Here is a 24,525-nt window from a genome sequence, read left to right on the forward strand (position 1 = left end):
TTTCATACCCAAGACGATATACTGGAGCTTGCCTCAGTAGCCGGCGCAACAAACTTTAATTTAAAAGATGAGCAAGTTTTAAACTATTGTAAAGACGAGTCAAAAGATAGAATAAGACAAGGTTTGGATAAACTTAGCGATGAAGGAATGTCTGATGACATTATCAGTAAATTAAAAAAGAAATATGAAATATAAAAATGTTTCAAATTAGCACCTTGATTCTTAAAGTTGGACGGTTATTACACTGACTATAAAAATCCCTCAAGGAGTTATGTAGTGAGAGGTGGAAATGAATAAAGGGGTATTAACCTTTTTCTGTGGAAAAATGGGAGCTGGAAAAACTACAAAATCTCGTGAAATTGCATATAGACGAAATGCAATACTACTTTCAGAAGACGAGTGGCTTGAATCAATCTATCCGAATAGTATTGAGTCATTGGAAGATTACATTAAATATTCAGGTCTACTTAAGCCACAAATGAAGAAACTAGTTCAATCGATCCTGACAGCAGGAACTGATGTGGTAATGGACTTTCCAGCAAATACGATTTCGCAACGAGATTGGTTTAGAAGCATTTTTTCAGAGATCCAGGCTCCGCATGAGCTAATCTACATCGACCGGCCAAATGAGGTTTGCATAGAGCAAATCGCAAAAAGGCGAAAAGAACAACCAGAGAGAGCGTCAACTGATACGAAAGAGATGTTTGCGCTGGTTACAAAGTACTTTGTTGTGCCAACACTTGATGAAGGATTTAACATAACTGTAAAGCAGTAAATCCATATCAAGTTACTGCACGCGGAAAAATTACTCCTTGTGCTCGCAATTTCCCTGTTAGCAGAAAAAAATCAAGGGGGAACTTATCAAGGCGGCAGCAACTTGATTTGGTTTGATCAAGCATTTCAAACAAAAGGGCCAGAGAATTTTCTCTGGCCCTTTTTTGTTGCCGATAACTTAGATGTTGGGTTATTTGATAAAAAGCGGATTTCAATGGGGCGCAAGGCCGCCTTTTTAATTAGTGGCCTATTGCCAGGTTTTATACCTGTAATTAATAATGTCTAATTAGTCGCCATAGCCGAGCTATTGAAGCGTTAGGTATAGCATCGAATTAATAAACTATAGGGAAATAAAATGGAGTTTGTACAAAAGAAAAAATCAAACAAGCTGACATTCACGCTTCATGAAATTATTTTAATTTTGCTTATAAGGATAAGTCTGGATCTGGGGATACAGACATGAACTATGCAGATTTTCCTCAAAAATCATCTGTTCAAATTGAACAAAATGAATGGCTAAGGAATGTTGGATACATCTGGATTGTCTTGGGGATTTTTCAGCTTTGTTATGCGATTTACTTGGAGACATCCCTATCTGGAGAAGGGTTTTGGTTAGCTATCGGAACTGTGTTTGTTATTTGGGCGCATTTCTCAAAGGTTAAATACACTGTGTTTCGCTCTGATCGCGGGAATATATTTGTTATTCAAAATAAAAAACACGACCAGATAATTAATGAGCTAAACAAAAGAAGGAAGGCCCAACTTCTGCAATGGTATGGGGAAGTTAATCCAGATAATGAGTTGGAAAATGAAATCCAAAAATTCAAATGGCTTGTAGAACAAAAAGTAATGACCAATGAAGAGGCGGAACAAAAAATTACACAAGCGGAATTTTTGAAAAAAGAAAACTATGTGCTAACGAGCGATACGCTGAATTAATATCTAACGAATTGCTGCTAGGGACACGCCTAAATAGCGTTAGGTTTAAATCAATTGTGTCTGACCCTTGTAGGTTATGAGGATAAAAGAATGACAAAATTTTTTACTTTTCTTGCTGTTCCATTAATTTTTTTAGTTGGTTGTGAAACAACACAAACATCATCGAAATCAGTTGCCATTGCTAAGCCAAACCTATCTATCTCTCAAGAAGATCAATGGCATTTGATGGTCGGTAAGTGGTATGGAAATCAACCTTCAAAGGAAGGGGGGGCGAAGCAATGGATCGTTGAAAGATATCCTAATGGTAATTACAGGATCGATTTTCGAACCATCAAAAATGATGGAAATATTGAATCCTCATCTGAAGTTGGTCAGTGGGGGGTATCAGGTCCAGTCTATTTTTCCTCGTTCAGGGGATGGCTTGAGGGAGATAACGTTAAGCCATCTGATCCTTCCGATCCATATAACTATGATGCGTACCAGATTATTAAATTAAATAATGAAATTTTTGAATACGAGCATTTTTTGACGGGTAACCGATTTACTCTCAAAAGAGTCTCATCTGATTTTAAATTTGATTGACTAATCCAGACGAATATTTAGGTTCAATGTAAAAACCCAAAAAAATATCCTTTTTTACACGGACCCTAAATATCCATTTTACTCTGGCCCAAATATGAGGTGTTCTACATTATGGCAACAATGATTGAAAGAGGAATAATATTTATTCCATTGCTTTTTATTATGGGGTGCCAAAAAAACTATGTAGTCAAGGAGTACATACCGCCCGAAAGCTCACAGGCTGCTTCTATTCATGCAACTACTGACCCATATCGGATCGATCATATTTATATAAGTTTAGTTAGTAGAGATTCTTGTGCGATCAATACAATTTGATGCAAATTAGCCATTTGCAAGCAAAGCCTTTTTGGGAAGAGGACATAAGAGAAGCAGATTTTTATTTGCCAGTGAGTAAAGTCATAAATTTAAGAATTACGAATTCAAGTGATTCCGGCTTTGTAATTATGAGTTGTAGCAACATCAAATCTTACAATCTAAAAGAAAATGAAAAATATGTGATGAAAATAAAAAATTGGTCCTCAGTAGAAGATCCTGGGGTATTCGAGTCATCCTTTGGTTGCAAATTTGATTTAATTAATTCAAGTGGAAACATTGAAGACGAAGTTACAACGGATTTACCACAATGCGAGGACTAACTAGTCGCTCAAGATTGGGGCGGCGCAAGCGCCACCTCGTGGCGACCGTTAGTAAAAGGGAATTAAGTGGTTTCTCGTTCCCATGCTCTGCGTGGGAACTAGAAAGATGCGGATTTTAAATCACCTTATTTCAACGCGGCATTACCCGGACGCTCATAAGTGATTCCAAAGGTTCTGGTCGTGACAGGTAAAAGCCTTGAACATAATCCACTCCAATCTGACGCAGGATATTCAGTGTTGCAGCGTCTTCCACAAATTCGGCAATGGTCTTTAAGCCCATAATATGGCCGATGTTGTTAATCGAAGCGACCATGGCTTGGTCGATGCGATTATTGGCTAGCTCCTGAATGAAGATACCGTCAATTTTCAGGTAGTCGACTGGTAATTGTTTGAGATAGCCGAATGAAGACAGGCCACTACCGAAATCATCCAGAGCGAACTGGCAGCCTAAGCCTTTCAGTTCGGTAATGAAGCGAGCAGCATTAGCTGGATCAGCGATGGCGGCGGTTTCGGTGATTTCAAAGCAAATATTATTTGCCGGTACTTTGCGTTTCTCCAGTTGCTCCTGAATTAACTGCAGGCAGTCTTCGCGACCAATTGAGGCACCAGATAAGTTAATCGAGCAAAACACGGGCTGCTGGTTCTGGCGAAGTTGATCGCCCATCCAAGCCAGTGTGTTGCGAATGACCCACTGGTCGATCTTGGGCATTAACCCAAAACGTTCGGCCGCCGGAATAAAGGCACCTGGTGGAATGATTTCACCTTGTGGACCGATCATGCGAGCCAGAATTTCATAATGCGGCATGGTGTTATCGCTGTTTTCCAGCGGAACAATAGTCTGAAAATAGAGCCGGAAAAGGTCTTTGTCGAGGGCTTCTTGTAACCTACTGGCCCACTGGATTTGACCTTGCCGCTCTTGGGCCTGAATGTCATCCGGCTGAAACAGATGAACCCGGTTACGCCCGCGATCTTTGGCTGCGTAGCAAGCAGCATCGGCATGGCTCAACACTTCATCCAAACTGCCACTGGCTTCTGTAATACTGACCAAGCCGATACTGACACCAACAGAAAACACCTGACCATCCCAGGAAAAACGAAAAGCAGTGACGGTTTTTCGCAGTGTCTCGGCAATGTCCAAACCTTTTTCAATAGGGCAATGAGTGAGCAGAACTCCGAATTCATCCCCACCCAGCCGAGCCAAGGTATCGCTCTGGCGAAGTACGGGTTTCAGAAGACTTGAGAGTTGCTTCAACAGAACATCACCGGCTCTATGTCCACAGGTATCATTGACCAACTTGAACTGGTCTAAATCCAGATAGCATAGTAGGTGCTCCGCTTTATCATGATGTGCCTCATAGATCAGTGATTCCAAACGCTTTTCAAATTCACGTCGGTTGATGAGACCAGTGAGTGTGTCATGCACCGCTTGGAAGGTGAGCATCTTCTCTAAACGGCTGTTTTGGGTAATGTCCTGTAGTGCTACCACCCAGCCTATATTCTGGCGGTTAGTATCGAGCAAGGGCGCACAGTTCAGTTGTACTTCAAATTCATCACCCTGCTTATTTTTCAGCAGAAATAGACGCTTCTGGCTGGTGTTAGGCGATTTATCTGAATACTCCTTACACAAAGCGTGATGTTAATTTGTGTCGCTTCAGTGTCTTCAATGAGAATAATCTCGTCAATGGGTTTGCCGAATGCTTGTTCAGATGTCTGCCCCAGTAGTTCACTGGCCATCGGGTTAAGGTAGACGATGTTATAGGCTGCATCACAGGTGACAACTGCTTCAGTGATGGCTTCCAATGTGACTTGAGCCAGCTCAGAATGACGATGCAGTCGAGCCTCCATCTTTTTTCTTTCGCTGATATCCCTAAGCATCGCACTGTATTGCACGCCTTCCTCGGTTGGGCTGGCGGTAGTGGTGACTTCTAGTGTGAAGGGGTTACCCTCATTGTTTTTAGCAACAATTTCATAAGGCCCTGGCTGTTGACTGCTGGCCAGCGTGACAAATAAATGCTCAGGTGGTGTGCCCGTAAACGTTTGTTTATTTTGTTCATGGAGCAACACTTCAGTTGGTTGCCCCACTAGTTGGTGGGCAGGTAGACCGAAAAGAATTTCTGCTCCTGGATTGGCACTGGTCACAATCCCCTGACTGGAAAAGGTGATAACCCCGTCACGCATATCACGCACAATTAATCGGGTGCGGGTCACCATACGGTTCAAGTTAGCAATCACCCGGTTGTATTGTGATGCAATCTGACCGACTTCTGTAAAAGGCTCAACCGGCACGCGCTGTTTTAGATCGCCACTACGTTCTTGAGTTTGCATGGCTGAAAGCAGATCGCTTAGTTCGGTTCTCGCACCATGTTCTGAAACATTCAGCCCCTGTTGCTCAGCTTCAAAACTGACGCGTAAAGGTATGTAACGATTTAATAGAAAAAGAAAAGTGAGTGACAGCGGGAAAATAAACAGCGCGCAGGTGAATATACCTAACAGCTGTACCTGCAATTGGCCTGCACGGCTTAAGCCGGTATCCAGCAGTTGCAAATCCCCAAAAATAGCAACGGCCAAAGTACCCCAGATACCGGCAGCCAAATGAACTGGCACAGCCGAAATGGCATCATCCAACTGCATCCGGTGCATTTGTTTTTCAGCCAGAAACATCACTAGCGCGCCAAGGCTTCCAATCATTGCTGCTTGTGGAGTTGAAACCACATGACAGCCTGCGGTAATGGCAACTAATCCAGCCAAGGTGCCATTAATAGTGAGAGAGGTAGTTTGGCTATTATCCTGTTGCGTTTTGGATAGCAGGATCGCAGTAATCCCGCCCGAAGCTGCTGCGATAATAGTGTTGACGATAATGCCGGCAATGGCTGTGGTAAAAGCCAATGTACTGCCACCGTTAAAGCCAATCCAGCCGATCATAAAGAACAGCATTCCAAGGATCGCCAGCGGCAGGTTGCTGCCTGGAATGTTTTGTACTTGGCCTCGAATGAAACGTCCGGCACGTGGCCCAATAACAATCACAGCGGCCAGTGCTACCCAACCACCGACACTGTGTACCACGGTGCTGCCAGCAAAATCGGTGAAACCCATGGCTTCCAACCAGCCAGGAGACTCATTAACGGCGCTACTCCAAACCCAGTGACCAAACACCGGATAGAGCAGCAAACTGATCAAGGCCGTGATGATGATATACACCACAAAGCGACTGCGTTCAGCGATGGCACCGGAGACAATCGTTGCAGCTGTGGCACAAAAGGTTAATTGGAAAAAGAAAAAACTGGCGTGCCAGAATTCGTCTTTGGAAAAATCGGCGATAAACCAGTGGGTATCGAGTGTCAGACCTTCATGGGCACCAAACATAATGCCAAACCCAAACAGCCAGAAGAGCATGGCAGCAACAATCAAATCAAACGCGTTTTTAAGTGCCACGTTAATCGCATTTTTACTGCGGGTAAGACCCGACTCCAGACAGAGGAATCCACCCTGCATGATCAACACTAGCATCGCTGCAATTAACAACCATAATGTATCTAGTGCACTCATATCTGACATTGACACCCTCCGAAAATGAAGTCGGCACTCTATCGGTGCGAGAGCTTTGCTTTCGCTGGAGATAAAGCGCCAGCCTGCCTCGTATAGAGTGTCGTCAGGTCTTCAATGAGCAGAATTTGTGCCAGTTCAGCTAGGGATAATTACCCTGAAAAAAGGGGAGGGATTTAAGCGAGGGAGTAAACAAACAAAAGCGCCAGAGAAAACTCTTTAATGCTTTTTGAATATCCAGTTTTCTACCTTGAAAAATGAGTAAAAAAGGAATAGTTTATACTCATGAACGATTTTGAGTACGATGACCATAAGAGTCAGGCCAATTTAGAAAAGCATGGGATTGACTTCGAAGCGGCTAAGGAACTTTGGGATGACCCAGATCTTCTAGAATTCCCTGCCAAATCCGACAATGAACCCCGATTTCTTGTTATTGGTCGTATCGCGACTAAGCACTGGTCGGCCGTGGTCACGTACAGAAACGAAAGAGTCCGCCTGATCTCTGTTAGGCGCTCTCGCCCAAAAGAGGTAGAACTATATGAAAGCTAAAGATTTCGATAAAAAATTTGATGAAGGTGCAGAAGATATTATTGACGATCTTGATCTTTCGCGTGGTCGACGCATCAATCAAGTGCAGAAGCGTATCAACGTCGATTTTCCATCCTGGGTGGTCGAATCCCTGGATCGTGAAGCGGCTCGTATAGGTGTTACACGGCAATCGATCATAAAAGTCTGGCTGGTTGAACGTTTGCAGGCTGAAGCTGCTAAAGAAACAAATCAAGTCTGACAAGTTCTATAGGTTTCAATGTTAGCCCATGAATTTAGAACCGCATAAAATTTCTAAATATAAAAATAATTTATCCGTAACAAATCTACTGTTCTGCATAGCTTTAATTTCGCTTGGGTACACTGATCCAGTGCCGTCAATAAAGTCGATGATTGGAATTATCTTTGCTACGTTATGCCCAATTTTATGGAATCAATGGCTGTATGGTGAAATGTTTCAAAAGAATGATGGCAAACCTTTCATGAATTGTCAGTCTTTCTTGTGGATCGGTTTTTCTATTGCCTTTGCTACGTCAGTGGTATTGGTGTTGGGGGTATTGCGTGGAACCTTGTAGAAAGGGTTGAAAGGCGAAAACAGCTTGTTTCAACATGACAAACAAAGGGGCCAGAGAAAATTCTCTGGCCCTTTTTTGTTGCGTGTAACTTAGAAGTTTATTTATTTAATAAACAGCATTTCACGGTATTTCGGCAGTGGCCATAAGTCATCAGCTACTTCCGCTTCCAATGCATCAACGTGAGTACGTACTTTCACCATTAAGCCGCGAATATCATGCGCACAGTAATTCATGTGTGCTTCGACTGAATCAAAGTCATGTTGTTTAATTGCTGAAGAAAGTTCGGCAACTGCTGCGACCATGGCGTTGGTTTCGTTGGCAATTGAAAGGGCGATAGCGTTATCCATTTCAATGCCCAGCTCAGCCATACCGTTATTGGCCATTGATAACTCAGCCAGGTATTGTGTTGCAGCTGGGTAAATCATGGTTTTGGCCATTTCAATAACCAGTTTGGCTTCAACTTCAATCGATAAGATGTATTGCTCGGCATAAACCTCAAAGCGGCTTTCCAACTCGACTGGTGAAAACACGCCAGTACGTGAGAACAGTTCACGAATCGATTCATCACGCAGGTATGGCAGTGCATCAGCTGAAGTCGGCAGATTTTTCAAGCCGCGTTCTTCAACCGCCATTCTGTGCCATTCAGCAGAGTAACCATCACCGCCAAACACAACGTTGCCATGTTCTTCCATTAAGGTTTTCAGTACGGATAACACAGCTTCTGTTTTACTGCCTGCATTAGCCAATTCTGTTTCCAGTTTGCCAGCAATCCAATCTAACGAGTCAGCCAGAATGGTGTTCATTGCGACCAATGGACCAGATACTGATTGTGATGAGCCGACTGCACGGAATTCAAAACGGTTACCAGTGAAAGCAAATGGAGAAGTACGGTTACGATCACCTGGATCACGTTCGAATTTAAGGATCTGCGAAAGACCTAAGTCCATTTCGCCGCCTTTAGACGATGTAGCAATTTTGCCGTCTTTAATATCCTGGAACACTTTTTCCAATTGGTCGCCAAGGTATACAGACAAGATTGCTGGAGGTGCTTCATTCGCACCTAAGCGGTGGTCATTTGATGCAGATGCAATAACGGCACGCAGCAGAGGTCCGTATTTATGAACCCCACGGATGACTGCACCGCAGAATAATAAGAAGTTAAGGTTATCGTGTGGTGTGCTGCCTGGATCCAGCAAGTTGCCTTGTGTGGCATTACCGACAGACCAGTTAACGTGTTTACCAGAACCATTAACGCCAGCGAATGGTTTTTCATGTAACAAGCACATGAAGCCATGTTTTTTCGCTGTGCATTTCATCAAGGTCATCATCAACTGCTGGTGGTCGGCAGCGATGTTGGCAGATTCAAAATACGGTGCGATTTCGAACTGGCCCGGAGCAACTTCGTTGTGATGGGTTTTGGCTGGAATGCCTAAGCGATACAGTTGATCTTCAAAATCCTGCATGAAGACTTGCACACGCTCAGGGATTGCGCCGAAATAATGATCATCAAATTGCTGACCTTTGGCTGGTGATGCACCAAACAATGTACGACCAGCTAACAATAAGTCTGGACGGGCATTGGCAAAGTTAAGATCAACCAGGAAGTATTCTTGCTCCGCACCACAGCTTGAATTCAATGTGGCAATTTCTTCTTCACCCATTAATTTCAGTACTTTGCGGGCGGCTTTATCCATTGCGGCATTAGAACGTAGTAATGGGATTTTCTTATCGAGTGCTTCGCCAGTCCAAGACATAAATACGCTTGGGATCATCAAAGTCGAACCATTTTCGGTGTGCATGATGAATGCAGGGCTGGTTGGATCCCAAGCTGTGTAGCCACGTGCTGCATTGGTCATGCGCAGGCTACCGTTCGGGAATGATGAACCGTCCGGTTCACCTTTAATCAACAAACTGCCAGAAAATTCGGTAATCGCATTACCTTCAGAGTTCGTCACAATAAATCCGTCGTGTTTTTCGGCGGTGATATTGGTCATTGGGTAGAAAATGTGTGAAAAGAACTTAACGCCTTTAGATAAAGCCCAGCTTTTCATCGCTGCAGCAACAACATCCGCTACGGCTGGCGCAAGCGGCGCACCGGTTTGCACTGTTTGTTTAACCGCTTTGAAGGCCGATTTATTCAACGCCTGTTCCATTGTCGCCAGGTTGAATACATCTGTTGCCCAGATTTTATCTAAAGGTTCAGGCGTCTTTACAGTCATCTTTTCACGGTTAGTAATTTGTGAAATGGCTGTCAGGCGCGATTCGTTTCCACTCATTTCGATATCCTTGTATGCGGTGATAGTTAATTCGTGTTTTATTTTTTATGAACACACTAAAAGAAGCTTAATTCAGTAAAGATTGATCATGAGCAGAACGACGAAACAGAACACGATCAATAAGTTCTTTTTGTCCAACCACAGTCATAAGCAATAAGCAGTCCAATTATCATAGAAAACGTAATATTCAGCAAAACTAGAACACGCGTGTGATCCCTAGAGTTTAAGGTAGCTGGGGGGATCAGAAGTGACTCAGGGAACGAGCGAATAAGGTGCGGGCGCACCAAAATGGAGCGATAAACTTACCAAGAGCTTAGCGAAAGAACAATTTCATTTAGCGGCATTTGGCAACGCAAAATTATCCGGCGAGCCGTTAGATTGTTAAATCTGTGAAAAGCCAAACAATATTTAATAGAGGTAATTACGTTGTGTATAAATATCTGAATTGATACACAGTTTTTCCGATGATTTAAGCGGATAAGTGATCTCAACAGAAGAAGCTTCTGTTGGTTGATTCAGTATCTCTCTCGTTGTCTTTTTGTCAGGCTTAGGCCTGACATTTTTTTATCTGTCGCCATAAATATTCACTTCCAAATCTGCTTTGCCGAGGAACAAGTTCACTTGGAATGATTTAGGTCAATGTCTGACACTCTTAAAAGGTCTATGCTGGTTTTATTGCTCTCATATAAACCTTTGCTTTGAGGGCATCCTATGCATTTATGAGGAGAAGAATCATGGCGAATATGATGAAAGCAGCTATTTTTGTTGAGCCAGGTCGGATCGAGATTGATGACAAACCCATCCCTGAGATTGGCGATAACGATGCACTTATTAAAATTACCACGACGACCATCTGTGGAACCGATGTGCATATTCTCAAAGGTGAATATCCCGTTGAAAAAGGTCTGACGATTGGTCATGAACCGGTTGGTGTGATTGAAAAACTAGGCAAAAATGTTTTGGGCTACCATGAAGGACAGCGAGTCATCGCGGGAGCAATTTGTCCCAGTTTTACTTCCTATGCCTGTCAGGACGATTGTTCAGCACAGGATGGTGGCTCACATTCTCATGGCTACAAACCTATGGGCGGCTGGCGCTTTGGTAACACCATTGATGGTGCACAAGCTGAATATCTTCTGGTCCCCGATGCCCAAGCGAATTTATCTCCAGTTCCAGATAATTTAACGGATGAACAGGTTCTGATGTGTCCGGATATTATGTCCACCGGATTTGCTGGAGCCGAAGCTGGCAATATCAAAATTGGTGACATAGTGGCCGTATTTGCTCAAGGACCAATAGGTTTATGTGCAACGGCGGGTGCACGCTTAAAAGGTGCCAGTCTGATTATTGCGGTGGATGGTGTAGATGAACGGCTGGCGATCTCAAAACAAATGGGCGCGGACGTGACTTTGGATTATCGGAAAGATGATATTGTCGCCGAAATATTGAAATTGACCGGTGGACGAGGTGTTGATGTGGCCATTGAAGCGCTTGGTCAACAAAGCACTTTTGAAGCAGCACTGCGTGTCTTGAAACCCGGCGGAACCTTGTCGAGTCTTGGGGTTTATTCCTCGGATCTGACGATTCCACTTAGTGCATTTGCAGCAGGATTAGGCGACCACAAAATCATCACCTCATTGTGTCCTGGCGGTAAAGAAAGGATGCGGCGTTTGATGGATGTGATTTCCCATGGCAGGTTGGATTTAAGCCCGATGGTGACGCACCGTTTCAAACTGGAAAATATCACTGAAGCCTATGATTTGTTTTCGCATCAGAGAGACGGCGTTTTAAAAGTCGCTATTGAAGCCTGAGTATAGTTTTTTATAACAAGCAAAATCCTGAGTCTAGCTAAGCATTTCACCTTATGGCATTTTTAAGAGGCGGCGTAATATATGAATCGTAAGTCAACTAAACAACCAAGAGGTGATTATCATGTGGACTAAACCAGAATATTCAGACATGCGTTTTGGCTTCGAAGTAACGATGTACATCTGCAATCGTTAAGATTCGAAACAACGCAAAATAAAAAGCCCCCGAAAGGGGGCTTTTTTGTGGCTGCCATTTAAAATTTGGTGAAAACTAAAGCCTAACTATTAAGTTCAATAACCACATGATGAACCTGCTGATCATTGATAACGGGGAATTTACCATTGTTAGCGCCCACTTCGCTTGCAGAATCTATTTCTAAATCATCCAGCAATAAACGTGTCACTTGTTTCGGCTGACCTGGTTGGCAGTTTATGGTGATGTGATACAGCGTTTCGTTATAACGGTAGTGCACCTTGAACGATGTCCAGTCGTCCGGCACACAAGGGGCAATTCTGAGATGGCCGTCTTCTAAGTTTATGCCTAATAAGGTTTCCACCGTCAGTCGATACATCCAGCCTGCTGCACCGGTATACCAGGTCCAGCCGCCTCGGCCGGTATGTGGTTCAGAACCATAAATATCGGCGCTCATCACATACGGTTCAACTTTGTAACGGGCTATTGCCTCAGCCGTATCACCATGATGAACAGGATTAAGCATGCCGTAAAACTCCCAAGCCCGCTCTTTATCGCCCATCGCGGCAAATGCCATGGTGGTCCAGATAGCCGCATGAGTATATTGACCGCCATTTTCACGAACACCGGGCACGTAACCTTTAATATATCCCGGTTCCAGATCCGATTTATCAAACGGTGGATCCAGTAACTGAATCAGCTGTGCATCGCGGCGTACCAGACGTTTATCAACAGCACTCATCGCTTGGCTGGCACGATTTTCATCACCACCTTTTGAGAGTATTGACCAGCTTTGACTGATCGAATCGATCTGACATTCATCATTGCTGGCGGAACCCAGCGGCGTGCCATCATCAAACCAGGCGCGTTGATACCATTCGCCATCCCAGGCATTTTCTTCAATGTTGTAACGCAGTAATTCTGCTTGTTGCTGACATTTATCAGCAAACTCAGCATCGTTGAACGTGATGGCGAGCTGTGAAAATTGCCGCAAATTGTCATATAAAAACCAAGCTAGCCAGACACTTTCGCCTTTGCCATGTTGCCCGACCAGATTCATCCCATCATTCCAGTCACCACAACCCATTAGCGGCAGTTGATGGGCGCCAAAACGCAGACCATGTTTAAGTGCTCTTACGCAATGCTCATAGACACTGGCGATTTCTGCCGAACGTTGTGGCTGGTCGTAATAGGCTTCCTCATCAGCACTTAATTCGCGGCCTTCCAAGAAATGAATCTGTTCATCAAGAATGCCGGTATCCCCGGTGGTCATCACATAGCGACAGGTGGCATATGGTAACCACAGATAATCATCAGCAAAATGCGTACGCACACCCTGACCATTAGGTGGATGCCACCAATGCTGAACATCGCCTTTGATAAACTGCCGTCCAGCACACAGCAGGATCTGTTCACGTGCAAGCCAGGGCGTGGCGTGAATTAACGCCATGGTGTCCTGTAATTGATCACGGAAACCATAAGCACCACCAGACTGGTAATAGCCGCTGCGTCCCCAAAGACGACAAGAAATGGTTTGATAAACCAGCCAACCATTGGCGAGTACATTCAATGCCGGATCTGGGGTATCGACATTAATGGTGCCCAAGGTGTGATTCCAGAATTCCCAGACTGATTCCAATGCTTGTTTGGCACCGACCGGCCCGCCGTATTGATTAATCAGTTGGTTAGCTTCATACACACTGGTTGCTGAACCAATGATAAACACCACCTCACGTGTTTGTCCGGCTGCTAATTCAATTTTGCTTTGAATCGCTGCACAGGGATCAAACCCCGCGCCCGTATTGCCGGACAAATGTTGTTTCGCCATTGCAGCTGGATTTGCCAACGAACCGTTACGACCAATAAATTCCGTGCGATTACCGGTCATTGATTGTTTTTGTTCACTGATATGCACAAAAGCCACTTGGTTTGCGTATTCACGGCTATAAGCATTACGACCAAATATCGCGCCTGAATGAGGCTCACTTTCCGTGACGATATGCATCAAATTACTATGGCGCCATTCACCTAACACCCATTCCCAATAACCGGTTAAGGATAAATTACGGGTTCGTTTTGACTGATTGGTGAGCTTCACCACTACAAATTTCACCGCTGCATCCATCGCCACATAGGTGGTGAGTTCAGAGGTGATTTCCGCTTCATAATGTTCAAATACGCTATAACCAAAACCATGGCGACAGACATATCCGGTACGGCCACGCGCCGGTAGTGGAGTAGGTGACCAGAATTCACCCGTTGCTTCATCACGGATGTAAATCGCTTCACCACTACTATCACTGACCGGATCATTCAACCAAGGCGTGAGTCGGAACTCATGGGCATTTTTCACCCAAGTGTATGAGCCGCCACCTTCACTGACTACAGTTCCAATATGTGGACTGGCAATCACATTCACCCAAGGTGCAGGAGTCGTTGTGCCGGGTTCGAGTTTGATAACGTATTCATGGCCATCTGGCGTAAAGCAGCCTAAGCCATTTTTGAAAATACCATCACGTGGCTCTAGCGATTTAACGGGGAATAAGGTTGGTTTTGCCGTTATCGTTAATTGGTCTGATGGTCGAGTAACTGACACCCGACGATCCACTTGCTCAATCAACGTGTCGTGAATATCACTGAACACAATACGGGCAACCGTTTGTAATAACACCCGCTCATCTTCAGTCAGCTCATCGGAGCGGCGTAAAAATACACCACCGGGCTTATCCAGGACTTGTGCTTCAGGACCTGTATTAATGAGGGACATAATGTGATCTTGAAGCTCAGCGCGATAGCTCGAATAGTCTTCATTGATAATGACCAAATCAGCAATCAGACCTTTCATTCGCCAATAGGCATGCGCCTGCAAAGCTTGTTTGACCAAGTCGATGCGATTGATATCACCAATACTTAATAACACGATAGGTAAATCACCGGAGATGGCAAAGCGCCACAAACGGGATTGTCCCAACTGATTGCGGGCAATGATTTCCGGTGCGATACGGCGCAGTCGATTGCCGAAAATAACCGAATTGGCTAAACGGCCATAAATCTGGGCATCGGCTTCATTAATATTGATATGACGAAGTACTTCCTGGCTATGGAACCAGGCCATCTCAAAAGCCCGCTCGACAAAATGTCGATCACAATATTTATCCACCAAAGCCAAAGCGGCTTCGCGGCTTTCTGCAACTCCGGAGATGATCTGCACCACGGTCGAAATATCCGGTGACAGCGTTAATGTACGGCGAATAGCGACAATCGGATCCAGTACCGGTCCATCAGTGTCAGATAGCCGATATGTTGCTGATTCAGTGTGTTCATTGTTAGTGAGTACTTCAGGATTGACGGTTGTTCGTCCTCGTCCAATAAATTTAGAGCGATCTGTTTCAAATGAAGGAGCATCACTGTCAGCACCTGGCGCAGACATTAAATGGAACATCCATGGCACATTCTCACCGGCGGTTCGCGGACGTCGTGTGCAAATAATCGCCTGTCTATCGGCCAAAATTTCGGTTTGAACAAACAGATTGCTGAACGCACGATGTGCCAGATCCGAGGTTAATTGTGCTAGAACCACTTCGGCATAGCTGGTGACTTCAATACGGCGCAGCTCATCTGATTGATTAGTTAACGTGACACGACGGATTTCAACATCATCTTCTGGTGAAACACTGATTTCAGTGTGTGCTTCAATCTCTAAATCCAATCTGCGATATTCGGCCCGTGCCTGTACAAAAATTGCTTCGTAGTGATCGGCTTTGCGTAATGTTGGTTGATAGGCAGTCGACCAATATTCGCCATTATCCATATCACGCAAATAGATAAAGGTGCCCCAGTTATCGGCGGTGACATCTTCACGCCAACGGGTAATGGCAAGATTATTCCAACGGCTATAACTGCCGCCCGAATTGGTGGCCATCACGTGATAACGACCATTCGATAGCAAATGCGCTTCGGGTATAGGCGTATTGTGGCTAAATACTCGCATCATTGATCGACTATCAGCAATCGGTGGCTTGGCTGTCGCGCTAACTTCTGCCGCATGTGGATGCAAGGTGGCGCTTTGTTTTGGCACCCGTTCTTGTAATAACAACTCGGTAGCACGTATCTGAGGATCAGACAGAAAACGCCGCTGCATCGGTTGATCTAACAACACATGAGCAAAAGACAGCAAACTCATGCCCTGATGATGGGCCATAAAGGCCTGCACAATTGCATAGCTTTTATTCCGCGGCACCCGCAGCGGGGTGTAATCAATGGCTTCATAAAAACCGAAATCACCTGAAAAACCCTGTTCTGCAAGGGATTGTAAATTCAGACAGGCTTCGCGAGGCATCACCATCAACGCTAACGCGGTGGCATACGGTGCAATCACTAAATCCTCACCCAAGCCGCGTTTAAAACCAAGACCCGGAACGCCGAACGCACGATATTGATAAACCTGATTTAAATCAGTTGTGTTGTAACACGACTCAGAAATGCCCCATGGCACTGAACGTTGCCGGCCATATTGAATTTGGCGTGATACGGCAGCCTTACAGCTGTGATCTAATAATGTGTCCGGATAACTAGGCATCATTAATTGCGGCATCAGATACTCAAACATTGAGCCGCTCCAGGAGATCAAGCTGATATCGCCACCGTGGCTGGTCAATAATCGGCCTAAAGCAAACCAATGTTTTTGAGGAACCTGACCTTGAGCAATCAACAGAAAGCTGGCGAGTCGGGCTTCCGAGGCCAGCAGGTCATAACACGACAGATCCCGGCGTCGCTCGGTGACATCAAAACCAATGGTTAATAATTCGGCTTTAGCATCATATAAAAAGCCAAAATCCATAATCGCTGCGGTATGGCACCGATGGATTAACGCATCTATCTGGTTCAGCTCTAATAAGGCCTGAACATTTTGACTGGCAGCTAATGCATGCAGCGTCGGGATCGGATCTGCTAGCGATGATTCAGCCAGCAAATTCGTATGTGAATCCTGTAAGGCACTGACCTGCTTGAGATAGGATTGTATCCAGTAACGACTTCCTGGATCGAAATCTGCCGCTAACATTTCAGCAATGACTTCACTGCTACGTTTGATGCTCTCTAAGACACTGGCCATTTCGCCGATGGTGTTGTCTTTTTGTTGTGAGGTAGATGATTTTAGGATCTCATCCAGATTGCTAATTTCACTGGCCAATGATTTTTTGGTTGTGATATCAAGTGATCCAACAAATACCTGAAAGGTATCCTGCAATCCTTCAAACGTCTTGGCAGAAAAAATGGGCTGATGTTTAAACTCGGCGAGGCCCGCTGCTAAGGTCAGTAAACTCCCTGCCAGATTGCCGCTATCGACCGATGAAATGTAATACGGTGGCAGTACTTGTAACGTGCGAGTGTCATACCAGTTATAAAAATGCCCGCGATAGCGTTCCAGCTTTTCCATCGTGGTTAAGGTGTTATCAATGCGCTCGATGCTTTGGCGGATGGTGAGATAACCAAAATCATGGGCAGCCAAATCCGCTAATAACGACATGCCCATATTGGTTGGCGAGGTTCGTGACGCAATTAACGGGGCCGGATATTGCTGAAAGTTATCAGGTGGTAACCAATTGTCTTCAGCATTAACAAAGTCATCAAAATAGCGCCAGGTTTTGCGTGCTGAGATCCGTAAAAACTGCCGTTGCTCTGGTGTTAAAGCTTTTGTCTTCTCAACAGCTGGTTGACTGATCCACCAGGCAACTACCGGCGATATCAGCCATAACACCAATATCGATAAGCAGAACAACCAGACAACCAATGGGTTTAGCGCATAAATCGATAACAAGCTCGGTGTTAATACAATGGCCAGCAGGGGGGCAATCCACATTTCCCTGAAATAATTCAGCAGCGTTTGGCATTTGTTACGTCGGGCATAACTTGGCAGCTGCCAGATTAATAAGCCCTTTTTGGTAAACAACATACGAACGCCAGACTGCGCAATGGCACTGATATTTATCAGCGCGTCATACGGCAGAAATATCAAAGTCGTTAATGCCTGCATAATCGGATGATCGGTGGATTTAGCCGTCATTTTTAAATGCAAAAACCAGTCACTTTGTTTAGGTTTTTTAACCATTGCGATCAGCGAGAACAGCACTGTTGGCAACAAAATGATGGCCAGCAACAGTACGGTCCAAAACCAGACTATTCCAGTGGTAAATAACCACCCCATCACTAACATAGCCAATAATGCCGGGGCGACCAGACTGCGACGCAGGTTATCCAAAAGCTTCCATTTTGATAACAGAGAAAGCGGGTTTTTCCGCCATGGCGTTAAGCTGTCATCCGTCCGGTTTGAGCATAAAACGTTGGGTAATAACCAGCCAATGAGTTGCCAGTCACCCCGAATCCAACGATGACGACGGCTGGCTTCACTGGTATAGGTAGCAGGGTGCGACTCGATGAGGTCGACATCAGTAATCAAACCTGAGCGGGCGTAGCCGCCTTCGAGCAAGTCATGACTAAGAATCAGATTTTCAGGCAAACGGCTTTCGGTCACTTGCCGAAACGCATCAACGTCATAAATGCCTTTTCCGATAAACGAACCTTCGCCAAAAATATCCTGATACACATCTGATACTTCACGCGTGTAAGGATCGATACCGGAAGCACCAGAAAACAATTTGCTGAATTTTGATTGGTTGGCGCTGGCAAGGCTTATCGATGCTCGCGGTTGTAAAATCGCATAGCCATCGACAATACGGCCGACATTGGCATCAAAAACCGGTCGATTCAGTGGATGTGCCAAATTGCCGATCAACGCATGTGCTGCATCACGAGGTAATTGGGTATCGGTATCCAAAGTAATGACATATTGGATGGTTGGTAAAATATCGGTATCACCGACGATAGTCGAAAATGCATTTAACGCTTTACCACGTAGCCGGGCGTTAAATTGTTCTAACTTGCCACGTTTACGTTCATAGCCCATCCAGATTTTTTCGTAAGGGTTCCACACTCTTGGACGATGAAACAGGTAAAAAATGCACGGCCGATCTTCATTTCGATAGGTTGTATTTAGCGTTTCAATCGCTTTGGTTGCATAACTGATTATCGCCGAGTCTTCTGGCAAAGTTTCGGTAGCGGCATCATGAAAATCGGTCAGCAGGGCAAAAAACAGATTGGCATCCCGATTGCCCAGATAGCGAATTTGTATCGCCTCAATCAGCTCATCGACATCTTTAGTGCTTGCCAGTAACGTTGGCACGATGACCATGGTGCGATGTTGCTGAGGAATACCTTGAGAAAAATCCAGCCTTGGCAAAACACGAGGCGGCAGTAATAAGGTAATAAAGTGATTAATCAGTGGAATTATCAACGCTGACACACTGATCAAAAGCGGAAGTGCCAATACGCCAAGCTGCCAGCCAGGGACATTTAGCTGTAAAAGCCAGCTTAATATTAGAAGCGTTGCAACCACTGGCAGAATGACTATCGGCGCAAGATACAGTGTTAATCGTGAACGTTTAATAATACGTCTGGCTTTTAACTTCCAGGAGATTTCACAGTTCACCGATTGTTCGAGCAAGTTACGGCCGTCATCAATCAAATAAAAACCAATATGAGCTTTACGATGATCAGCTCCGACAGCTAAGGCTGCCTGTGCTGCGAGCTGAAGACAGCCATGGGCAACTTCCAGCTCACTGCAACTGCTGTGACGGGCAATATCTTCGATAACGTGCCGGTAACGATCGCGCGTTGCAAAATCCTGTTGCGGATAAATGTCAGGATCGCCTTCGCGTAACGCCTGTTCAACCACGCTGAGTGATTCGACGTATTGTTTCCAGTCCATGATGCCGATGAAGCGCAAGCTGCTGAAACTGTTGGCAATGGAGATTTGATTAGCAGCCGCCACGCGACCAGAGGATTCAGATAGTTGGGTGGCTGTGACACCTTGCTCTAATAATTTATGTTCAACCCAGGTTTGCACAAAGGCCATGGCCGGGCCTTGCGCTTGAAGCCGGGCATAAAACTCTTCCACAAAAGACGCCGTTAAAGGCACATCAGCATCGGCAAACTCAGCCAGAAGATTAATCAGTTTTTTTGGTTCATCTTCCGCCATCGCCAGCATGCGATCAGCCCAGGTGATCGCGGCGTCGCGTTCTTCACGGCGTTGGGCGATGCGTACAGCCACCCGGCGTAAATTTTCCAATAAAGCCAATTGCAGCATAATTGGAAACGCCCACAACTCACCCAATTTTAACGGCTCAACCGTTTGATAAGCGGCAATAAACTGGCTGGCGTTGTCGCTGTCCAGGCGGCCATCCATATGCGAAATTAATTCAATGGCCAGGTCGTAAACTCTTGGATAACCAGCCGACAAGCCGTTAGCGAGTTTGGGTAATTCTCGGCTGTAGCCACGCGGTAAATGGTTTTTGGCTAATAGGATTTGCTGTTCGATAAGATAAAAATTATCCAGTAACCACGCTTCGGCAGGCACCATGGTTTGCCCTGCAGTCGCCGCTTTAGTCACCACGTCATAAGCGGTGTGCAATACGCGTGTGTTATCGGCTAAACGAGGGAGTAACTTATCTGAATCGAGCTTTGGATCTATTTGATGTTCATGCGCTAAGGTCATCGCATGGCGTTTGAGTTGTTCGATGCTTAATAACTCTGAGCGCAACAATTCCGTGTCCTTGTCATTTCTAAGGACATGTCGCATGCGTGCTGCCGATCCGAACTCTTTGATATCTATGTCGATCTCCTCGTTCGAATGTGATGTCAGCAACTGCAACCGGTAGCGGCAGATGCATCACAAGGGTCTATTTATCTTTCAGAGTCACAACAGAGGCGGCTATGAAAGATAAACAGTCCCTATAGTTTTGTAGAAAATAGGCGGGGTGTGGTCTCGCTTATCTAATGGGGACTATCTCAGTATGGGCTCAATACCGATGTTATGTATGATGAATTTGACTAGGATATGAGCGACAAAACTGAACACCCAATACAACTTAACGCCTGAAATTCGTTGTTCCTTAAACTTTGCTACGCCGACTAATTCAGCATTGCTTCAACGCTGTAGTTGATTATTAGAGTAGAGAGATTTGTCTCAGATGTACTTGATTTAAGTTAAGCAAAATCCTGAGTCCGGACAAGCATTTCACCTTATGGCATTTTTGCGTGACGGCGTACTATGGGAACCGTAAGCAAATCAATCAACCAAGAGGTGATTATCATGTGGACTAAACCAGAATATTCAGACATGCGTTTTGGCTTTGAAGTAACGATGTATATCTGCAATCGTTAAGATTCGAAACAACGCACAACAAGAAGCCCCCGAAAGGGGGCTTTTTTGTGGCTGGTATATTTTGATCCTGTATCAATCAACAATCACTTCAACCATTTATTTAAAATAAAAGAATCATATATATTGCTTTATTGGTGCAATTTAACATTAAAGAGTCAAATGAGTTTCTTTTAGATTGAATAGAGGCTTATCTGTTGCTATTTGTGACATAAGAAACTAATATGCTTCTATATTTTAAAAAGCAACTTAAGTGTTTCTCATGAGTGCATTACTTAAACAACTTAAAAAGCGCCGGATTACGCTCGGCCTGAAACAAAAAGACATGATCCTTCGTGTTGGAATGTCCCGTCAGCAATATAACCGCCTGGAAACCAAGGGAAATCCTCGTTTAGATACTCTGGAGCTAATCGCAAAAGGACTCAATAGCGAATTGATGCTGATTCCACAGGAAAAGCTCAATGCTGTGAGAGAAATTCTGGAAAATGAAAAGGACTTTCTTGCCGAGCAGTCATCAGCAAACAAAGAAAGCAATACATTTTCTGACGATCCATGGAAGGGATTACTTGAGGATGATGAGCAATGAGCGCGTCAGATCAAGTAAACGAAATTCAGGTTCTGGAATTATCTTTACATGATGAACTTGTTGGTTATTTGGCCGGACTTCAAAATGGTCGAAACGTATTAACGTTTGCTGACAGTTTTAGGCATAACCCTAACCGCTCAACATTCAGTCTAATTACACACCCAACTTTTCCGACAGTTGAAAAAATCCTATCAGAGCCCTGGGTTAAGCATCAGAGATTACATCCAACCTTATCGAACTTACTACCTGAAGGAGCATTAAGAGAATTAATTACACAAAATAAAAAAATTCACATTGATGACGAGTTTCATCTTTTTTCAACGCTGGGACATGATTTACCCGGTGCAATTGTGGCCAAACCAATGGATCCTGATCGTGTTCCAGAAAGCATTCTAAACACGCATGGACAAGCAAAAGCGATCGGGTTTAAGGCCGAAGAAGGAGATAACAAGTTTTCATTGGCAGGTGTTCAAATTAAGTTCTCCATGAAGGAGAGGGATGGACGTTACAACCTCACAAAGGGTGGAGAGCTCGGTGACTGGATCATCAAAACTCCTTCAACAAAGCACAAAAATGTTCCCTTAAATGAGTTTACTGCCATGTCACTGGCCAAGTTGGTGGGCGTAGATATTCCAGAAATCAAACTGGTTGAACTGAATAAGCTTGATAATCTGCCTCAAATAAAATTACCCGATGAAAATCACGCCTTCGCAATTAAACGCTTTGATAGAAATGCTGAACAGCGTATCCATATGGAAGATTTTGCTCAGATATTGGTGAAGTATCCTCACGAAAAATATAATTCAGCGAATTATGAGCAGCTAGGCAGGATTATCTATGGTTTCTCCGGCGATGGTATGGCAGATGTACAACAATTCGCCCGGCGTTTATTAATCAATATATTGCTGGCTAACGGTGATGCACACCTCAAGAATTGGAGCCTTTATTACCCTGACAAAAAAACGCCACGGCTTTCACCAGCGTATGACATCGTCACCACCAACGTATACATGGACGATGAGGTGAAATTTGCGTTAAACCTAGGAAAAACAAAAGAGTGGTATAACGTCTCGCTCAGCCATTTCGAGCTTTGGGCAACAAAGTCTGGAGTCCCCTGGCGAGCCATAAAATCCCATCTCGATGATGTAATGGAAAAAGCGAGAGCTTTATGGCCTCAGGCTTTGAATGATTTGCCAATGGACGATGAACATAAAGTTAAGTTACGAGAGCATTGGACCGCTCTACATGAGGATTTCAAGATTCATTCCTGACCAGTGACTAAACATGAAATCCAACAAGTTGGTAATCCTTTCAGAGCTCATGAAATTAGCTTGTTGTTACAGTAGAACAAAGGAAAATCATCATGAATGGCAACGCGAAATCATCAATCGCATGTCGAAGGGGAATTTGAAAGGTATATTGAATACCTCAACATGCCAAGCCGGCAAATTGCTCTACTGATACGGTTTACGTGATATTCAGGACTGCTGACAAGAGTTATATTTGTACTGAACACTGGAGGTGGGTAATACAAGAAATACGCCTCCTTGATTTTTTCAGTCATAAAAAAGGCACTTATTTCAAGTGCCTTTTTAAATGGTGCCGGGGATGAACCCTGACAATTATTTGCGAATGACAGTCTGAATCCGGTGCTTCTAGTGGTCAGACGACTGATCGCGAAATTACATACTTTCTGCTTCAGATATAGCCCTTCTGACCAATCGACCAGCGCCGCCAGTCACATTGGCACTTTTAATCTGTTCGAGGTTCACTGGTTCACCTACGATGATCACACCACCCATACCGGTACCAATATGCGGTGTGCATTTGTATACGTAAATACCTTCCTGGGTGAAGGTCCGTTGGTAATTTTCACTCATCGGCGAATTCCATTTCTCGGCACCTTCAGGAATCAAACCATCAATTGATTCAGAGTTATGTGTGCTCATATCGCGCCAAGAGACAGAGTCACCAGGATTAATTTTGACGACCAGCGGATTGAATATCATGCCTTGTGCAGTCACGACGTGAGTTTGTGGTCCTTCACTTTTTGGCTCGTCAGCTTGAACGGCTGTGTTATCTGATGCACCAGTTGCTTCGTTTTCTTCTGTTGCCATGGTGTTATCAGTTTGATCAAGCTCAGCGACAGGTTCATCTTCAATAACTACTTCAGTTTCCGGTTCGCTTGGTGGGGTGTTTTCAATCGCTTCTATGTTGCTCTGATTTTCGGAGCTCATCTCAGTTTCTGGGGTTTGTGTGTTTTCTGAATTGTCATCACTACCACAAGCCGTAAACAGCGTGGCAGCCGCGAACGTCATAGTCAGTGCAAGGGTAATTTTTCTCGTCTGTGTAGATATCGAAGTTGCTTTAAACATCTCGTGTACTCTCTTAATAAAAAATCTTGTTCCAGATTAGGACACTGAGTAACGACCGTCCGTTCGATATCCCACTAAATCGCTAAAGAAGTTTACTCACCCCGCTTTTTTTCGGACAAAGACATAAAGCAAAATCCTGAGTCCGGATAAGCAAATCCCCTTATGGCATTTTTAAAAGTCGGCGTAATATTTGAATCGTAAGTTAACTAAATAACCGGGAGGTGATTACCATGTGGACTAAACCAGAATATTCAGACATGCGTTTCGGTTTTGAAGTAACGATGTACATCTGTAATCGTTAAGATTTGAAACAACACAAAACAAGAAGCCCCCGAAAGGGGGCTTTTTTGTGGCTGATATTTTGATTTTTCATTTTTAGGCATATCTTGGGAACGAGCCTAATTGCTCCTTGAATG

At 44.5% G+C, this 24,525-nt stretch carries 20 protein-coding genes; 15 read left to right on the forward strand and 5 right to left on the reverse strand.

The window, feature by feature from the left end:
* From A9E74_RS14355 to A9E74_RS11095, 6 genes are all read left to right on the forward strand, one after another.
* Positions 1-195 (forward strand): hypothetical protein (locus A9E74_RS14355; RefSeq protein WP_176718928.1); only part of this gene is annotated, 195 nt, incomplete at its 5' end.
* Between the two features lie 94 nt (positions 196-289).
* Positions 290-775 carry a P-loop nucleotide/nucleoside kinase family protein gene (locus tag A9E74_RS11075; RefSeq protein WP_069296685.1) on the forward strand — a complete coding sequence of 162 codons (486 nt, stop codon included), beginning with the start codon at positions 290-292 and terminating at the stop codon, positions 773-775.
* A 39-nt stretch (positions 776-814) separates the two neighbouring features.
* Positions 815-1,060: a hypothetical protein gene (locus tag A9E74_RS11080; protein ID WP_069296686.1), complete on the forward strand. Its 246-nt coding sequence runs from the start codon at positions 815-817 to the stop codon at positions 1,058-1,060.
* A gap of 173 nt (positions 1,061-1,233) precedes the next feature.
* Complete coding sequence (locus tag A9E74_RS11085) at positions 1,234-1,713, forward strand: hypothetical protein (protein WP_218104310.1); 480 nt, start codon at positions 1,234-1,236, stop codon at positions 1,711-1,713.
* 90 nt (positions 1,714-1,803) lie between these two features.
* The gene (locus A9E74_RS11090; protein WP_069296687.1) at positions 1,804-2,295 is read left to right on the forward strand and encodes a hypothetical protein; all 492 of its coding nucleotides are present in this window, start codon (positions 1,804-1,806) and stop codon (positions 2,293-2,295) included.
* A gap of 311 nt (positions 2,296-2,606) precedes the next feature.
* Positions 2,607-2,930: a hypothetical protein gene (locus tag A9E74_RS11095; RefSeq protein ID WP_141696805.1), complete on the forward strand. Its 324-nt coding sequence runs from the start codon at positions 2,607-2,609 to the stop codon at positions 2,928-2,930.
* Between the two features lie 130 nt (positions 2,931-3,060).
* Here the strand turns inward: A9E74_RS11095 and A9E74_RS14090 are convergent, their stop codons facing one another.
* A complete protein-coding gene (locus A9E74_RS14090; protein ID WP_245652149.1) occupies positions 3,061-4,449 on the reverse strand; it encodes an EAL domain-containing protein in 1,389 nt (462 codons plus the stop codon).
* A gap of 47 nt (positions 4,450-4,496) precedes the next feature.
* Entirely contained in the window at positions 4,497-6,485 is a 1,989-nt protein-coding gene (amt, locus tag A9E74_RS14095) for an ammonium transporter (protein ID WP_084003055.1), read from the reverse strand.
* Positions 6,486-6,758: 273 nt separating this feature from the next.
* Here amt and A9E74_RS15080 point away from each other — a divergent pair, with 273 nt between their 5' ends.
* From A9E74_RS15080 to A9E74_RS14360, 3 genes are all read left to right on the forward strand, one after another.
* The gene (locus A9E74_RS15080; RefSeq protein ID WP_069296689.1) at positions 6,759-7,022 is read left to right on the forward strand and encodes a BrnT family toxin; all 264 of its coding nucleotides are present in this window, start codon (positions 6,759-6,761) and stop codon (positions 7,020-7,022) included.
* A complete protein-coding gene (brnA, locus tag A9E74_RS11110; RefSeq protein ID WP_069296690.1) occupies positions 7,012-7,260 on the forward strand; it encodes a type II toxin-antitoxin system BrnA family antitoxin in 249 nt (82 codons plus the stop codon). The genes A9E74_RS15080 and brnA overlap by 11 nt, the downstream gene beginning before the upstream one ends.
* A gap of 148 nt (positions 7,261-7,408) precedes the next feature.
* Positions 7,409-7,594: a hypothetical protein gene (locus A9E74_RS14360; RefSeq protein WP_176718929.1), complete on the forward strand. Its 186-nt coding sequence runs from the start codon at positions 7,409-7,411 to the stop codon at positions 7,592-7,594.
* A gap of 101 nt (positions 7,595-7,695) precedes the next feature.
* On the opposite strand, the gene A9E74_RS11115 is transcribed toward A9E74_RS14360, so the two are convergent.
* Positions 7,696-9,870 (reverse strand): glutamine synthetase III family protein, encoded by a 2,175-nt coding sequence (locus A9E74_RS11115; RefSeq protein WP_069296691.1) that lies wholly within the window; start codon positions 9,868-9,870, stop codon positions 7,696-7,698.
* A gap of 734 nt (positions 9,871-10,604) precedes the next feature.
* Here A9E74_RS11115 and A9E74_RS11120 point away from each other — a divergent pair.
* Together A9E74_RS11120 and pqqA (A9E74_RS14100) are read left to right on the forward strand one after the other, a co-directional pair.
* Positions 10,605-11,681, forward strand: a complete 1,077-nt coding sequence (locus A9E74_RS11120; RefSeq protein ID WP_069296692.1) for an NAD(P)-dependent alcohol dehydrogenase — start codon at positions 10,605-10,607, stop codon at positions 11,679-11,681.
* Between the two features lie 121 nt (positions 11,682-11,802).
* The gene (pqqA, locus tag A9E74_RS14100) at positions 11,803-11,874 is read left to right on the forward strand and encodes a pyrroloquinoline quinone precursor peptide PqqA (RefSeq protein ID WP_081443609.1); all 72 of its coding nucleotides are present in this window, start codon (positions 11,803-11,805) and stop codon (positions 11,872-11,874) included.
* An 82-nt stretch (positions 11,875-11,956) separates the two neighbouring features.
* On the opposite strand, the gene A9E74_RS11125 is transcribed toward pqqA (A9E74_RS14100), so the two are convergent.
* Positions 11,957-20,566, reverse strand: coding sequence for a glycoside hydrolase family 94 protein (locus A9E74_RS11125; RefSeq protein WP_218104311.1), 8,610 nt, complete (start codon positions 20,564-20,566; stop codon positions 11,957-11,959).
* Positions 20,567-21,079: 513 nt separating this feature from the next.
* On the opposite strand from A9E74_RS11125, the gene pqqA (A9E74_RS14245) reads away from it, so the two are divergent.
* From pqqA (A9E74_RS14245) to A9E74_RS11135, 3 genes are all read left to right on the forward strand, one after another.
* Positions 21,080-21,151 carry a pyrroloquinoline quinone precursor peptide PqqA gene (gene pqqA / locus A9E74_RS14245; RefSeq protein WP_081443609.1) on the forward strand — a complete coding sequence of 24 codons (72 nt, stop codon included), beginning with the start codon at positions 21,080-21,082 and terminating at the stop codon, positions 21,149-21,151.
* Between the two features lie 259 nt (positions 21,152-21,410).
* Positions 21,411-21,734: a helix-turn-helix transcriptional regulator gene (locus A9E74_RS11130; RefSeq protein ID WP_069296696.1), complete on the forward strand. Its 324-nt coding sequence runs from the start codon at positions 21,411-21,413 to the stop codon at positions 21,732-21,734.
* Positions 21,731-23,005 carry a type II toxin-antitoxin system HipA family toxin gene (locus tag A9E74_RS11135; RefSeq protein WP_069296694.1) on the forward strand — a complete coding sequence of 425 codons (1,275 nt, stop codon included), beginning with the start codon at positions 21,731-21,733 and terminating at the stop codon, positions 23,003-23,005. Before A9E74_RS11130 ends, A9E74_RS11135 begins: the two co-directional genes overlap by 4 nt.
* 411 nt (positions 23,006-23,416) lie before the next feature.
* Here the strand turns inward: A9E74_RS11135 and A9E74_RS14110 are convergent, their stop codons facing one another.
* Entirely contained in the window at positions 23,417-24,052 is a 636-nt protein-coding gene (locus A9E74_RS14110) for a plastocyanin/azurin family copper-binding protein (protein ID WP_245652150.1), read from the reverse strand.
* Between the two features lie 287 nt (positions 24,053-24,339).
* Here A9E74_RS14110 and pqqA (A9E74_RS14115) point away from each other — a divergent pair, with 287 nt between their 5' ends.
* Complete coding sequence (gene pqqA, locus A9E74_RS14115; protein ID WP_081443609.1) at positions 24,340-24,411, forward strand: pyrroloquinoline quinone precursor peptide PqqA; 72 nt, start codon at positions 24,340-24,342, stop codon at positions 24,409-24,411.
* The last annotated feature ends 114 nt before the right edge of the window (positions 24,412-24,525 follow it).

It is taken from the genome of Methylophaga muralis, from assembly GCF_001720165.1.
Lineage (GTDB): Bacteria > Pseudomonadota > Gammaproteobacteria > Nitrosococcales > Methylophagaceae > Methylophaga > Methylophaga muralis.

Excerpts from the sequence above, each read along its gene's own strand:
- A9E74_RS15080 (WP_069296689.1), top strand. The coding sequence starts at position 6,759 with ATGAACGATTTTGAGTACGATGACCATAAGAGTCAGGCCAATTTAGAA.
- amt (WP_084003055.1), bottom strand. The coding sequence starts at position 6,485 with ATGTCAGATATGAGTGCACTAGATACATTATGGTTGTTAATTGCAGCG.
- A9E74_RS11130 (WP_069296696.1), top strand. The coding sequence starts at position 21,411 with ATGAGTGCATTACTTAAACAACTTAAAAAGCGCCGGATTACGCTCGGC.
- A9E74_RS14360 (WP_176718929.1), top strand. The coding sequence starts at position 7,409 with ATGATTGGAATTATCTTTGCTACGTTATGCCCAATTTTATGGAATCAA.
- A9E74_RS11090 (WP_069296687.1), top strand. The coding sequence starts at position 1,804 with ATGACAAAATTTTTTACTTTTCTTGCTGTTCCATTAATTTTTTTAGTT.
- A9E74_RS11115 (WP_069296691.1), bottom strand. The coding sequence starts at position 9,870 with ATGAGTGGAAACGAATCGCGCCTGACAGCCATTTCACAAATTACTAAC.
- A9E74_RS11125 (WP_218104311.1), bottom strand. The coding sequence starts at position 20,566 with ATGCGACATGTCCTTAGAAATGACAAGGACACGGAATTGTTGCGCTCA.
- A9E74_RS11135 (WP_069296694.1), top strand. The coding sequence starts at position 21,731 with ATGAGCGCGTCAGATCAAGTAAACGAAATTCAGGTTCTGGAATTATCT.
- A9E74_RS11085 (WP_218104310.1), top strand. The coding sequence starts at position 1,234 with ATGAACTATGCAGATTTTCCTCAAAAATCATCTGTTCAAATTGAACAA.
- brnA (WP_069296690.1), top strand. The coding sequence starts at position 7,012 with ATGAAAGCTAAAGATTTCGATAAAAAATTTGATGAAGGTGCAGAAGAT.
- A9E74_RS11120 (WP_069296692.1), top strand. The coding sequence starts at position 10,605 with ATGGCGAATATGATGAAAGCAGCTATTTTTGTTGAGCCAGGTCGGATC.
- A9E74_RS11075 (WP_069296685.1), top strand. The coding sequence starts at position 290 with ATGAATAAAGGGGTATTAACCTTTTTCTGTGGAAAAATGGGAGCTGGA.
- A9E74_RS14110 (WP_245652150.1), bottom strand. The coding sequence starts at position 24,052 with ATGACGTTCGCGGCTGCCACGCTGTTTACGGCTTGTGGTAGTGATGAC.